Below are 14,436 nucleotides of genomic sequence, written 5' to 3' on the forward strand. Positions count from 1 at the left end.
AGTTGACCTAAATCCTGAAAAATGGGAACTAGCTAAAAAAATGGGAGCGACTGATTTTGTGAATCCTGTGGATTATGACCGCCCAATTCAAGAAGTTATAGTCGAAATGACAGATGGAGGAGTAGATTATAGCTTCGAGTGTATTGGTAATGTTGAAGTAATGAGGTCTGCTCTTGAATGTTGTCACAAAGGTTGGGGTGAAAGCACAATTATCGGTGTAGCAGGCTCTGGTAAAGAGATTCATACTCGTCCATTCCAATTAGTAACGGGTCGAGTATGGCGTGGTTCTGCTTTTGGCGGCGTGAAAGGTAGAACACAGCTTCCAGGAATGGTTAAAGATTATATGGATGGTAAAATCGATATCGATTCATTTATCACACACCACTTAAACTTTACAGACATCAATGAGGCATTTGAATTGCTCCATAAGGGCGAGTCAATCCGTACGATGTTAACATATGAAAAATAATGAGTATATTCAAGGAGGATAACGACATATGACTACCACTAAATTACATCCAAGATTAGATAACGGGATTAATGATTATCCAGTAGTAAAAGACTTTGCAGGAGGAACATTAAAGTGTCTCTGTGAATCAAATAAAGTAGAAGTCAAGGTAGATTCGCAAACAATGCACAACCATGCATGTGGTTGTTCTAAGTGCTGGAAACCAGAAGAATCCATTTTTTCTATAGTAGCTGTAGTACCTCGCGACAAAGTTCATGTCATTAGTAACGGCCATAAGTTAGAGATTGTTGATAAAACAGCAGCAATTCAAAGACATTTTTGTAAAGAATGTAAAGCACATTTATTTGGTCGTATAGAAAATAAAGATCATGCATTTTATGGTTTGGATTTTGTTCATACAGAATTATCAGAGGATAAAGGGTGGTCTGCACCCCAATTTGCTGCATTTGTTTCGTCGGTAATCGAAACGGGTACTCCCGCTTCAAAAATGGCCGATATCCGAAAAAATTTAAATAACATTGGATTACCTACCTATGATGTCCTATCACCTGAGTTAATGGATTTAATTTCTATTAATGCTGCTAAACTAAATGGCACATTAAATGAATAAAAATTTATACTTTAATGTAGTGTAAGTCCGAAATGTAAAAAGTAAATCTTGCTGGTACGCATGATAAATAGCCGCCTGTTTATTGATTTTTCATCAAATAGGCGGCTGTTTTATAATTTTGTACAGGTAGCTTGCCTAATTATTTTTAGATCAGGACACGTGCTGATCCAGCATTTTAGGATTCTAATGTATGGTCAACAAGGCAGAAAACGCTGTACAGAATCTATGTACAAGTACTAATCCGTGTGAAACATCTGTAGAAGAAACGAAAGAAACTGAATGTAACCTCATTTTATGGACAAGATGTTCCCTTCTAAATAAAGATCAGCAATTAACTAAAACAAGGTTCATAAAATTCGCTTTTTTGCAGCCGTTCTAAGAGGGAGCGACTGCAACTATTTTTATAGTTGATTACATTCCATTAATCTAGAGAGGTGTTATCATGACACAATATATTAAAAACAAAAAATTGAAATTTTCGGTTCCCGTCATTTTTCAATTTGCTTTAAATATAGCATTGATTTTATTAGCTTTTATTTTTTTTGTTTTACTTGGAAAAGAAATAATATATTTCATTCAGTTTTCTATATTTAACGAAGGTTTTGAGAATCAATACAAGCTTCTGGATCGCATTTTAATTTTCTTTTTATATTTTGAGTTTATCGCCATGATTACAAAATACTTCCAAGGACATTATCACTTTCCACTACGATACTTTCTTTATATTGGTATTACTGCTATGATTCGTCTGATCATCGTCTACCATGAAAATCCGATTGATACACTTCTTTACGCTTCAGCCATACTGGTACTAATTATCGGTTACTATATTATGAGCTCTTCATCAGCAATGGAGCAAAAATGTTAATTTGAATAACCAAAAGGAACTCACCAAAAAACTAATATACAAACTGTCATAATTAAATATATCAAGCTTATGACGGTTTGTATCTTCTAGAAAGGTTAGGTTTTACATCTTTTTTATTCGTATTTAGAGTAATCTCTTCAACAATATACCTATTTAACAATACTTCACTCATGGATTTATCCCTATTTCAGATTTCCACCCTATATCGAAGCATACTAGTAGACGCGTAAAAGAGACTTCACCAAGAAATGATAAAGTCTTTTTATATATAATGATTTGAAGTAACATCTTAGTCTACAATATAAAGGCCTAAAGTGCTTTTTGACTTTCTGTTAATTAGTTATTAAATCTAAAACCAGTTATCGGATACGGTTTTCTACCTAGTGAAAAGGAAGTTTACCTGTCTCTTCAGAAATAACAAGAACTAGAGCGTGACTTAACATAGTTAAACCGAGAGCAGTACGATGACGAGTTCCGAGTTTTTTCACTCATGATTATAATTGTGATAGGAAGAATATTTGCTGCTGATACAGTCTAACTTCCTCGAATCAAAACTGCCCATCGTGTAAAGGGTTTCCAGGGGAAAATTGATTCCAATAAAAATGAAGTCAAAGCAGTCCTATTGAAGTTTCAGTCCGTACCAGCGAATCTTCTAGTGGAATTATCCTTTCTACGACTATTAAAGCCCATTGTTGGCGTTTTGATAAATTTTGGATCGTTGTAAATATGTCAACATACTTGTCTGTGAACGGCGCTAAGTAATTTTTTTAATAAAAGCTGGTGGCCTTAGCTTCACTTTTCGCAAATCCCTCTTTTATATCCTCGAATTTTTTAAAAGACAATAATGTGCATAGTCCAGATCTTTCAAGCAATTTTTCATTCGAGTCACTAATGGCTCTAGACCTTCTTTCATCAGTCTTTTTATTGGAGTCAAATTGAATTAATCAAAATTTTGTTCCATCGACACCTTTTTACAACTTCCCTTTATATTATTCAAGTTCCTTCATAAATAATTATTTAAAAATTATAGTGACAAAAATGTCAGTATTGTACGATGAATTATAGTATGTAATCATGGGAAAAGTAAAGATTAGAAAAAAGAAAGAAGGGATTCAATTGAAAAGTAGAGCTGCTGTTGCATTTAAGCCAGGAGAACCACTTCAAATCGTAGAAATCGATGTAGAAGAGCCAAAAGCAAGAGAAGTATTGGTAAAAATACTATATACTTCTGTCTGTCATACAGATGCTTTTACATTATCAGGCGACGATCCAGAAGGTGTATTTCCTGCTGTATTAGGTCATGAAGGTGCCGGTGTTGTCGTTTCAGTGGGTGATGAAGTGACTTCAGTAAAACCTGGTGATCATGTGATTCCACTATACACAGCTGAATGTGGAGAATGTAAATTCTGTCGTTCTGGTAAAACAAACCTATGTAGTGCAGTACGAGAAACACAAGGTAAAGGTTTAATGCCTGATGGAACAACTCGTTTCTCTTATAATGGAGAGCCTATTTATCATTACATGGGAACAAGTACATTTAGTGAATATACAGTCGTTCCTGAAATCTCTTTGGCAAAAATTGATCAAGAGGCGCCGCTTGATAAGGTTGGTCTATTTGGATGCGGTGTGACTACTGGGATTGGTGCGGTACACAACACAGCAAAAGTAGAAGAAGGGGCTGTGGCAGCTGTATTTGGTTTAGGAGCGATTGGATTAGCCGCTATTCAAGGACTGGTTCAAGCGAAGGCAAGCCGAATTATTGCTGTAGACTTAAATGAGGATAAATTTGAATTAGCTAAAAAAATGGGCGCAACTGATTTTGTAAACCCTTCTAAATTTGATAAACCAATTCAAGAAGTCATTGTTGAAATGACGGATGGAGGAGTAGATTATAGCTTCGAGTGTATTGGAAATGTTGAAGTAATGAGGTCTGCTCTTGAATGTTGTCACAAAGGTTGGGGTGAAAGCACGATTATCGGTGTAGCAGGCTCTGGTAAAGAAATTCATACTCGTCCATTCCAATTAGTAACAGGTCGAGTATGGCGTGGTTCTGCTTTTGGCGGCGTAAAAGGTAGAACGCAGCTTCCAGGAATGGTTAAAGATTATATGGATGGTAAAATCGATATCGATTCGTTTATCACACACCACTTAAACTTTACAGACATCAATGAGGCATTTGATTTGCTCCATAAGGGTGAGTCAATTCGTACAATGTTAACATATGGAGAGTGAAAAAGTGAGTCTTAAACTTATTGAAAAACATCACTCTTTCGGTGGAGAACAATGTAAGTACCGCCATTATTCAGAAGTCTTACAATGTGATATGACATTTAGTATCTACTTACCATCAAATAAAGAAGAGAAAAAAATTCCTCTTATATGGTGGTTATCTGGTTTAACTTGTACAGATGATAATTTCAGTCAAAAAAGTGGATTTCAAAGATTGGCTGAAAAATATCAAGTGGCAGTCATGATTCCAGATACTTCACCACGTGGGGAATATGTTGCTGATGATGCAGGATGGGACCTTGGACAAGGGGCAGGTTTTTATTTAAATGCAACACAAGATCCATGGGCAAAGCATTATCACATGTATACGTATATCGTAGATGAATTAACAGCTATTGCGTCAACTTTGATTCCTAATTTTTCAGGAGAAGAAAGTATAATGGGTCATTCAATGGGAGGTCATGGTGCTTTAGTAATTGGCATGAAAAATGCTGCGAGATTCAAAGCGATTTCTGCCTTTTCTCCTATTGTAAGCCCTAGTCAAGTCCCATGGGGCATAAAAGCCTTTTCCTCTTATTTAGGTGAAGACAAAGATTCTTGGAAAGAATGGGATGCGTCAGAACTGGTTAAAGAAGCTGGTATGCCACCTGTTCTCATTACGCAAGGAATTCAAGATGAGTTTTATCCAAAACAATTAGATGAAACAATTTTCCTAAAGAATGCTCAGAAAAATAATCAAGTAGTAAATTACAAGAAAATAGAGGGTTATGATCATAGCTATTTCTTTATTGCTACTTTCTTAGAGGAACATTTTGCTTTTCATATGAAGTACTTAAGATAATTCTTTTTTACGAAAAATATCCACATTGTAATTGAATGTGGGTATTTTTTGATAACTGCATGTTGTTATATTTTTAAGTTTATTATCTATAAAATAAGAAATTATTTGAAGCATGGGTAAGCTAATTGGGGGTATCGTTAAATTGAATTTCAAAAAAATGTTAGTCAATGACCGTGTTAAACCATACTTATTAAAAGCCCGTTATGGGATTGAAAAAGAAAGTAAACGAGTAGATTTATCGGGAAATTTAGCTAAAACAGATCATCCTAAAAGTATTTCGTTGCGAGATGATCATCCATATATTCAGCGTGATTTTTCAGAATTACAGATGGAAATAATTACACCTGTTACTGAGACATTAGAGGAACTGTTTGATTACCTAGCAGCAATACATGATGTTGCTTATCGTTCTATGGGTAAGAATGAAATGCTTTGGCCATTAAGCATGCCACCACAGTTACCAGAAAAAGACGAAGATATTGTGATTGCAAAATTGAAAAATGCTGAGAATGTTCAATATCGTCAAACTTTATCGAATTCTTATGGCCGTCGTAAACAAATGCTTTGTGGTGTTCATTTTAACTTTGAATTTGGCGATGAGTTAATTCAGGCTTTATTTAACGCGCAATCGGAGATTAAGGATTATCAGCATTTTAAAACAGAGATGTATCTAAAAGCCACAAGAAACTATTTACACCATCGATGGTTATTCACTTATTTTTACGGATCTTCTCCTAGTAGTGAAAAGAATTTTTTTGAAGAAGATTCGTTGAAAGAGGTAGTAAGAAGCATTAGAAGCAGTAAATATGGTTATACCAATTCCAATGATGTTCAAGTGTCATATAGCAGTATACAGAACTATGTATCAGATCTTTCTTTGATGGTTAAAAGAGGGCTTCTGTCAGCAGAAAGAGAATTTTATTCACCTGTCCGTTTAAGAGGCGGACATCATGCTTCAGATTTAGAGGATCACGGTATTAGTTACATTGAATTAAGAAATATAGACTTAAACCCTTTTGAAACGTATGGATTTAGCTATGAACAAGCGGAATTTCTCCATCTTTTCTTAATTTATTTACTATGGAAAGATGAAGGAGAAAATTGTGATGAGTGGGTAAAAATGGGCGACTTTTACACTGATATAGTGGCTCTTGAGCACCCATTAGAGCATACACAATTTGAAATAGAAGCTAAAAATATGATTAATGAGATGGAACAGTTAGCAGAAACTTTAAATTTGACTATTTCAGAGACGTTATTTGTGCAACTGAGAGAAATGTTAATGGATCCAAGTAAGACTTTAGCTGGGAGACTTTATAAAGAAAGTGAAAAAAGCAGTCAAGGTCAAGTGGCTACGTCGATTGCTAAAGAAAATTATAAAAAATCATGGGATAAGCCCTATCAATTAGCAGGATTTACTGACATGGAGTTGTCTACTCAGATTTTAATGTTTGATGCGATTCAACAAGGGATCCAAGTAGAAATCTTGGATCGACAAGATCAATTTTTGAAGCTGAAATTAAAAGATCATGTTGAATATGTGAAAAATGGGAATATGACGAGTAAAGACAATTATGTATCCACTTTAATTATGGAAAATAAAACAGTAACAAAGAAAATTCTTCAACAACATGGATTCCGTGTGCCGAAAGGTGAGGAATTTCAGACGATTGAACAGGCTTTACGTTCCTATGATTTCTTTGCTACCAAACCTTTTGTTGTGAAACCGAAAACAACAAATTATGGATTAGGAATATCAATTTTCAAAGAAGACGCCAGTTATAAAGATTATCAACAAGCCATTACATTAGCATTTAAAGAAGACTCTTCTATATTAGTAGAAGAATTTCTTAATGGAACAGAATATCGATTTTTTGTATTAAATAATCGAGTTTATGCTGTTTTATTAAGAATTCCTGCGAATGTTAAAGGTGACGGCAAACATACAATCGAAGAGTTAGTCGTGCAAAAGAATCGCGACACGCTAAGAGGAAGAGACCATAGGACACCTTTAGAAACTATACAGTTAGGTGAATTGGAGAACCTTATGCTTAAAGCTCAAGGATATGGAACGGATTCAATTCCAGAGAATGATGAAATCGTCTATTTACGTGAAAACTCTAATATTAGTACAGGTGGAGACTCGATTGATGTGACAGATCACATTCCTGATGATTATAAAAAAATAGCAGTGGATGCAGTATCCGCACTTGGAGTTGAAATTTGTGGTATCGATTTAATTATTGAAAATACCGAAGTTCCTGCTACTAATAAAAATGCTTACGGAATTATTGAAGCGAACTTTAATCCATCCATGTATATGCACATCTATCCATATAAAGGAGAGTCCCGACGTTTAACTATGCATATCATACATTATTTATTCCCCGAATTATTAAAAAATCAGTCAAATTAGGGGTACCACTATTAAAATTTCAAATTTACAACGCTAAGCACATTTCTAAATTGATTCCGGCACTTCTAACAAAGTTAAGAAAAAGTGATTTAGTTGAACAAGCAAAGGCATAACACATTTTATATTGACTAATATGTTATGCCTTTTATTAATCCGCATTTTCCAGACGCTACCCCAATATAATCTGTTTGAGTGGACTCGAGATGACTAAGGGGATTTTAAACTTAAACCTCCGCTAGATTTTTTTACATCTATTAGTGTTTATTTGATGATAGGGGGAAAAGCTTCATCCTAAAATTGGGTAACAGTTCTTTATTGGAAATTTCCCAAATATAGTTCTCTACCACAAATCTCCTAAGGAATATTCGATATCTAAAATTATACGTCCATCTTCCAGTACTGTATTTCCTTGATTGTCTTCCGTTAGGTTTAAACAATTTATAAGATTACATACACCAATAATTATACCAGTTGCTAAATTAATTTTATTCAATCCATGCGAACTTTTGTGTCATTAGACCGAAAGAACTCAATTTAGATGGTACTCTTTTTTATTTTAATGAGAAGATAGAGTACAGGTAAGTATAAAAATATAAGATATAATCCGACTTTTGAAAATAGTTGCGAAAGACTTTGGATCTGGTCTTTATTCTCGATTAGATTCCCTATACATAACATTAAAATCAAAAAAAGGATTAAAAAAGTTCTTTGTTTAATATTTGTTATTTTTCTAGCACCTCTACACGCAGCCCATAATTTAATACAAATATTTGGTAGAGCCAATAGGAACCAAATTGAAACTACAACAATTTCAAACCTTTCAATTATAGGGAACTCGGCTATTTTCATTATTGATATTGAAGGCCAATTGGTATGTTTAAGATATTCTTCGCTGAAGTACAAAAATGTCAGAAAAGCAATATAAAGATATAGTAAGGTAATGAAAAATACGCACAGGTGCGCCCATTTTTTTGATTTTTCAGGTTTTTTGAGAAAAGGATAAAACATTAGTATTGCTTCAAAGCCAAGATATTGAAAAAACATGGTTTTAGAAGATCCTAATATATCTGTTAAGGAATGGTTAAACAATGGTAATATATTGTTGATGTCAGCGTAATCAATTGCAAATAAATTAAGAGGGGGAAGGATCAATAGCGGGATGACTGTACCCCAGAAACAAATGCCTGCAATCACGCGGAATCCACTTGAAACAATATAATAAATCAAGATTAGAAATACTAATCCTATTTGCCATGTATTCATTAAAGGGAACATCCACACTTGTACAACTTCAATATATACTCTATAAACAATTATGGCCAATGAAAAAAAATAAATAACAAAAAGGCAATTAAATAGCCACCCGATCCATTTTCCAAAACAATACTGGTTAATAAAAATTATATCATTGTTAACTGCCTCTAGTATCTTATATATCAACCAAATTGCCATATGTATACTAATACTTGTTAAGATTATTGATAACCAAGCATCATAGCCGGCATCCTTTGCTATCTCTCTCTGGAAGTTCAAAATTCCAATACCAATGACGTTAGAGAATATTAAAAAAAAGACATAAAAATCTGATACCATAAATCGTTCATTAACAACGTTTTTCACAGTCATCCTCCTTATGGGACATTCACTCATCTAAACCTGTCTGAATTATATCCACATTTGTATCAACTGAAATGTTCATCTGAGGATAAAAACTTAAATAGTGTTGATAATTCCAGTTTTTTGATTTAGCCTTGAGTCTCTCTCCAAGCCCAATCGGGTCTACTTCGTATTCTTGAAATATTGAAATCAACTGTTCAATTTGTTTATTAAAGTGTGCCTCCAATAGTTTCTCCGTCTTTTGAACATCTGCTTTCTTGGATAAATCAATCCATTTGGGAACCTTTTTAACCTGAATTTTTAAAGATAGCTTGATGTTTATTACAGGATTTTTTTCGTTTTTGATTTTATATTTCGATTTCGAATCTAAACTTCTTAAAAAAATTCTCCCTTCTTTATTATCATCTTCCACTTTTGTCTCATAACTACCGTGTTTGATTGGAGAATCTAATAATCTTAATAGATAGGACTGTTCCAAATTAATATGATTTATATACTTTCCTTTTTTAAATAATGCAATTCCATCAATTTTAGCTCTCCCATCTTCTAAGATAAAAAAGGTAGATAAGGATCTTTTCCTTCACTATAAAAATCATTCAAAAATATATGAAGGTTCATTTTAGGTAATCCCGCATATTTAATGTTCTGATTGATTTTATCGTAGAAGTGAGCAGAGACCTTTTCTGACATACTAGATTTTATAACTGCCTCGACATCTCCTTCAGTAATCCCCATTTGAAGCCGAGATCCTATAATAGGATCTCTACTTAAATATTGGATAATTTCATCGATCTTTTGTTCCTCAACAAAATCTTCACTAAATAAAATTGTACGTAGTTGCCCTATATCAATTGGGTAGGAGGATTTAGAATTTAAATTTATAAGTACTTTATCAAAAGTTTCCGCCTCAGTGCTCAATGTATGAAATATATTTTTTCCTTGTTCTTCGAAAGTTGGATACACAACTGTTCCTTTTACTTTTTCTTCTTTTAAATCGTAGCCTAGGACTTGAATAATTTGGACATGATCAATAATTCTTTGATTAACACAACCAACTAAAAACAAATTAATACAAAATACTCCCAAAAAATACTTCTTCATTATTCACCTCAATAACTACTCATTCATCAAAATCATTTTTCTTTTTTCTTTCAGGATTAGGATGATACCTCCAAATAGACTTTGGACGTAAATAAGTTTTTCTTTTTTCGGTTTTATTTAATGGTAGCCTAAGAAAGGTATCTGAATAATCTTTAACCCTTAAAGGGTATAACGGAACTGTATAGGGTGCTCCTAATGATTCTAATCGCGTAATATGTGTAAGTATAAAACAAATACCTATTACAATTCCTAATCCACCCCAAACAGCTGAAAAAAATATTAACGGAAATCTTAAAAATCGAATGTTATTAGACATTTTATAATTTGGTGTTGTAAATGAAGCTAACGCTGCTAATGCTACGATAATAAGTAATACATTACTAGTTAATCCAGCTTCCACAGATGCTTGACCAATGACAATACCACCTACTATCCCTAAAGTCTGGCCAACTTTAGTTGGTAACCTTGCGCCTGCTTCTCTTAAAAGTTCGATTGTAAGTTCCAAAAAAATCACTTCTAACACTGGAGGGAAAGGAACATTATGACGAGAAAACCCAAGGGTGCTAAGTAATACTCTAGGTATCATTTCAGAATGATAAGTTAAGACTGCAATATATATTGGTGTTGCAAAAATTGAGAATAATACACTTAATATCCGAATAACACGAAAAAATGAAGCTAATACCCAGGGAAAGTAGTAGTCTTCAGGGGATGTGAAAAAATCAAGTAATGTGGATGGCCCGGTAATCGCGTAAGACGAACCATGATTAAATACAACTACCTGACCGTTAACTAAAGAAAATGCAGCCTTATCAATACGCTCTGTTGGGAGTAGAAGAGGAAAAGGCGAATTGGAATTATCTTCTATTATCTGATGGAGCTGAGAAGAGTCAAAAACTACATCATAATTTATAGCTTCTAAACGTTGTATCATTGTTTGAACGTAGTCATCATTTGTTACCCCATCAATATAGGCGACCACTACTTTAGTGTTCGAAATTGTACCAATATGAATTTCTTTAAATATTAAATCTGGCGTATTAACAGTTTGTCGTAACAAATTTAAATTAGTTGTAATATCTTCAATAAAACCAATTCTTGGCCCAATCACACTATACTCATTCTCAACGTTGTTTTGAACACGCATTCCAGCATTTGTATTAGATATATTTACCAGAGCGCAACATTTATCTTTTTCAGTAATTTGAATGATAGCGTACCCTGTCATCAATTTAGATTTAATACAACCAATATCATCCGTTATTATAATATCTTCGATAGGGATTATTTTTTGTATGTCATTAATATTCTTAATATTATTGCTTTGGTAAAATGGAGCTCTAAAGATCGGGAAAATATGCTCTTCTAATTTTTTCTGATCAATTATTGAAGTATAATACGATATAAGTAAATACCCCTCAGTTTTCGTTAGCTGCGTTTGATAAAAATCATGAGATTTTTTTGCTTTTTCAAGCAAATCTTCTATTGAATGCATATTGCTGCTTGACTTTTCATCTGTTTTTTTTATGTTTTTATCCGAACTTTTTTTTATAATCAAATGTTTCACCTCTAAACACAGGATGGTTAATCAAATTGAATTTATTAAACTTGTTGCCACTACATTTTAATTTTTAGTCAAGTCATTACGGTCAACTACAATTGGAGGCTGTTCTAGCCATCCTTTTTCTCATATAATCTCTTACTTCTTTAGAGCAATTAATTTGACTAAACCCTAACTCAAGCACCATTTTCAACGTTGTTTTTTGAATATTTAAGTACACTCCACTAATTTCAGTTGTATTAATAGGTCTTCGTTTAGTTAACCATCCAGTAGAACTAGTTTTACTATTATTGAATTTGCTGTTCTGTGTATTATTTAATAGCGAAAAATATAACACGCCAAGCTATCATCCATATATTAAGCCCATAGCGCAGTGTGTTCAGTGGCACTCATTTTCGTTTGGTGTTCCGAATCATTCATTTTCTAATTTCTTCTAGACATCTACATAGTTAAATTGTCCATATTCCCAGAATAATATTTATAAAAAAATGAAAGCAATAAAATTAACATTTTATAATGTGAAGAGTTTTTTAGGAAATAAAACTTCTGGTCTTTGCAGAGGAATACTAACTATTATAGGTACTATAAAAATATAGGACCGAACAATTTATATGCCAAAAATATCAGATAGTAGCAATGATTTAAATACCTTGAGCTATTCCCCCAGTGGTTTATTAGTTGTTTTTTCTACAAAACCACTAAATTTATCTTCCAAATCACAGATGGCAGTTACTACGGGTTCTAGGAATAACCTATTTCATTAAGTTCATACTCAACCTTTGGAGGTACTATAGGATATACACACCTAGTAATTATTTTATCTTCCTCTAACTCTCTTAATCGTCGGATTAACATGCATTGATTCATATCAAGAAAATTTTTTTGTATCTCACTTCATCTTAAAGGTGAACGGTGTAACAAAATCCATATAATTGCTATTTTCCAACTTCCTCCTATCTACAGATAAAGTTAAATCGTGTCCATTGAAAAATTCTTTGTCCTTATAATGAATAACCATAATTTCCGACTTTTTACCACGAAAAATGTTTATAGTGACGGATTTGTCAGTATTGTAATTAAAAATATAAAGTGTAATCTTAGTAATGTAAATAATAAAAAAAGAAGGTAGGGATTCAGTTGAAAAGTAGAGCTGCTGTTGCGTTTAAATCAGGAGAACCACTTCAAATTGTAGAAATCGATGTAGAAGAGCCAAAAGCAAAAGAGGTATTAGTAAAAATATTATACACCTCTGTCTGTCATACAGATGCTTTTACCTTATCAGGTGATGACCCAGAAGGTATATTTCCCGCTGTACTAGGTCATGAAGGTGCTGGTGTGGTTGTTTCTGTAGGGGCTGAAGTGACTTCAGTAAAGCCTGGTGATCACGTGATTCCACTATACACAGCTGAATGTGGAGAATGTAAATTCTGTCGTTCTGGTAAAACAAACCTATGTAGTGCAGTACGAGAAACACAAGGTAAAGGTTTAATGCCTGATGGAACAACTCGTTTCTCTTATAACGGAGAGCCACTTTATCATTACATGGGGACTAGTACATTCAGTGAATATACAGTTGTGAATGAAATTAACTTAGCGAAGATCGACGAAAATGCTCCGTTAGATAAAGTTGCCTTATTAGGTTGTGGTGTGACTACAGGTATTGGTGCGGTACACAACACTGCAAAAGTGGAAGAAGGAGCTGTGGCAGCGGTATTTGGTTTAGGAGCGATTGGATTAGCCGCTATTCAAGGACTGGTTCAAGCGAAAGCAAGCCGAATTATCGCAGTTGATCTAAATCCCGAAAAATGGGAACTAGCTAAAAAAATGGGAGCGACTGATTTTGTGAATCCTGCGGATTATGATCGCCCAATTCAGGAAGTTATAGTCGAAATGACAGATGGAGGCGTGGATTATAGCTTCGAGTGTATTGGTAATGTTGAAGTAATGAAGTCCGCTCTTGAAGCATGTCATAAGGGTTGGGGTGAAAGTATTATTATCGGTGTAGCTGGTGCTGGTAAAGAGATTCATACCCGTCCATTCCAATTAGTAACAGGCCGAGTATGGCGTGGGTCAGCCTTTGGTGGGGTTAAGGGAAGATCTGAGCTTCCAAAAATGGTTGAAGATTATATGGAGGGTGATATTGATTTAGATTCGTTTATTACTCATCATTTAGAATTCAAAGACATCAATGAGGCATTTGATTTATTACACAAAGGTGAATCCATTCGTACGATTTTAACATATGGAGAGTGAGATAATGAGTCTTAAATGTATTGAACAACATCGTTCTTTTGAAGGAGAGCAACGTAAATATAGTCATTATTCAAAAGTTTTGCAATGTGATATGAAATTTAGTATCTACTTACCATCAAATAAAGAAAAGAAAAAAATCCCGCTTATATGGTGGTTATCTGGTTTAACTTGTACAGATGATAATTTTAGTCAAAAAAGTGGATTCCAACGTTTGGCTGAAAAGCATCAAGTTGCAGTAATCATGCCAGATACTTCACCGCGTGGAGAACACGTTTCAGATGATACAGGATGGGACCTTGGACAAGGGGCAGGTTTTTATTTAAATGCAACACAAGATCCATGGGCAAAGCATTATCATATGTATACGTATATCGTAGATGAATTAACAGCTATTGCGTCAACATTGATTCCTAATTTTTCAGGAGAAGAAAGTATAATGGGTCATTCAATGGGAGGTCATGGTGCTTTAGT

General features: G+C 33.9%; 14 protein-coding genes and 1 pseudogene. 8 read left to right on the forward strand and 7 right to left on the reverse strand.

Features of this window, described 5'->3' with window-relative positions; genetic code table 11:
• From BAQ44_RS14435 to psiE, 3 genes are all read left to right on the forward strand, one after another.
• Window positions 1-469 (forward strand): zinc-binding dehydrogenase (locus BAQ44_RS14435; RefSeq protein ID WP_145925749.1); only part of this gene is annotated, 469 nt, incomplete at its 5' end.
• A 28-nt stretch (window positions 470-497) separates the two neighbouring features.
• Window positions 498-1,079 (forward strand): S-(hydroxymethyl)glutathione synthase, encoded by a 582-nt coding sequence (gene gfa, locus BAQ44_RS14440; RefSeq protein ID WP_000214001.1) that lies wholly within the window; start codon window positions 498-500, stop codon window positions 1,077-1,079.
• Window positions 1,080-1,521: 442 nt separating this feature from the next.
• Window positions 1,522-1,947 (forward strand): phosphate-starvation-inducible protein PsiE, encoded by a 426-nt coding sequence (psiE, locus tag BAQ44_RS14450; RefSeq protein WP_000195740.1) that lies wholly within the window; start codon window positions 1,522-1,524, stop codon window positions 1,945-1,947.
• 380 nt (window positions 1,948-2,327) lie between these two features.
• Here psiE and BAQ44_RS29685 read toward each other — a convergent pair whose 3' ends face one another.
• Complete coding sequence (locus BAQ44_RS29685) at window positions 2,328-2,435, reverse strand: DNA integrity scanning protein DisA nucleotide-binding domain protein (protein ID WP_078387083.1); 108 nt, start codon at window positions 2,433-2,435, stop codon at window positions 2,328-2,330.
• A 628-nt stretch (window positions 2,436-3,063) separates the two neighbouring features.
• Here BAQ44_RS29685 and BAQ44_RS14460 point away from each other — a divergent pair.
• From BAQ44_RS14460 to gshAB, 3 genes are all read left to right on the forward strand, one after another.
• Window positions 3,064-4,179, forward strand: a complete 1,116-nt coding sequence (locus BAQ44_RS14460; protein ID WP_033657046.1) for an S-(hydroxymethyl)glutathione dehydrogenase/class III alcohol dehydrogenase — start codon at window positions 3,064-3,066, stop codon at window positions 4,177-4,179.
• A gap of 4 nt (window positions 4,180-4,183) precedes the next feature.
• Window positions 4,184-5,017 (forward strand): S-formylglutathione hydrolase, encoded by an 834-nt coding sequence (fghA, locus tag BAQ44_RS14465; protein WP_000053812.1) that lies wholly within the window; start codon window positions 4,184-4,186, stop codon window positions 5,015-5,017.
• A gap of 112 nt (window positions 5,018-5,129) precedes the next feature.
• Window positions 5,130-7,433, forward strand: coding sequence for a bifunctional glutamate--cysteine ligase GshA/glutathione synthetase GshB (gene gshAB / locus BAQ44_RS14470; RefSeq protein WP_002078655.1), 2,304 nt, complete (start codon window positions 5,130-5,132; stop codon window positions 7,431-7,433).
• Between the two features lie 534 nt (window positions 7,434-7,967).
• On the opposite strand, the gene BAQ44_RS14475 is transcribed toward gshAB, so the two are convergent.
• From BAQ44_RS14475 to BAQ44_RS14500, 6 genes and pseudogenes are all read right to left on the reverse strand, one after another.
• Window positions 7,968-9,059, reverse strand: a complete 1,092-nt coding sequence (locus BAQ44_RS14475) for a GerAB/ArcD/ProY family transporter (protein ID WP_002078656.1) — start codon at window positions 9,057-9,059, stop codon at window positions 7,968-7,970.
• 16 nt (window positions 9,060-9,075) lie between these two features.
• Window positions 9,076-9,603 carry a Ger(x)C family spore germination C-terminal domain-containing protein gene (locus BAQ44_RS14480; RefSeq protein WP_100651353.1) on the reverse strand — a complete coding sequence of 176 codons (528 nt, stop codon included), beginning with the start codon at window positions 9,601-9,603 and terminating at the stop codon, window positions 9,076-9,078.
• A complete protein-coding gene (locus BAQ44_RS14485) occupies window positions 9,597-10,151 on the reverse strand; it encodes a Ger(x)C family spore germination protein (RefSeq protein ID WP_224742185.1) in 555 nt (184 codons plus the stop codon). The genes BAQ44_RS14480 and BAQ44_RS14485 overlap by 7 nt, the downstream gene beginning before the upstream one ends.
• A gap of 19 nt (window positions 10,152-10,170) precedes the next feature.
• Window positions 10,171-11,646 carry a spore germination protein gene (locus tag BAQ44_RS14490; RefSeq protein ID WP_046199532.1) on the reverse strand — a complete coding sequence of 492 codons (1,476 nt, stop codon included), beginning with the start codon at window positions 11,644-11,646 and terminating at the stop codon, window positions 10,171-10,173.
• Between the two features lie 154 nt (window positions 11,647-11,800).
• Window positions 11,801-12,049: a DUF3231 family protein gene (locus BAQ44_RS31665; protein WP_078387106.1), complete on the reverse strand. Its 249-nt coding sequence runs from the start codon at window positions 12,047-12,049 to the stop codon at window positions 11,801-11,803.
• Between the two features lie 318 nt (window positions 12,050-12,367).
• Window positions 12,368-12,730 (reverse strand): annotated as a pseudogene (locus BAQ44_RS14500) (winged helix-turn-helix transcriptional regulator).
• Between the two features lie 119 nt (window positions 12,731-12,849).
• Between BAQ44_RS14500 and BAQ44_RS14505 the strand changes: the two are divergent.
• Both BAQ44_RS14505 and BAQ44_RS14510 read left to right on the forward strand, forming a co-directional pair.
• Window positions 12,850-13,965 (forward strand): S-(hydroxymethyl)glutathione dehydrogenase/class III alcohol dehydrogenase, encoded by a 1,116-nt coding sequence (locus BAQ44_RS14505; protein WP_000842156.1) that lies wholly within the window; start codon window positions 12,850-12,852, stop codon window positions 13,963-13,965.
• 4 nt (window positions 13,966-13,969) lie between these two features.
• Window positions 13,970-14,436: alpha/beta hydrolase-fold protein (locus BAQ44_RS14510; protein WP_249024729.1), on the forward strand; the 467-nt coding region annotated here is incomplete at its 3' end.

The sequence above is a fragment of the Bacillus mobilis genome (assembly GCF_001884045.1).
GTDB lineage: Bacteria > Bacillota > Bacilli > Bacillales > Bacillaceae_G > Bacillus_A > Bacillus_A mobilis.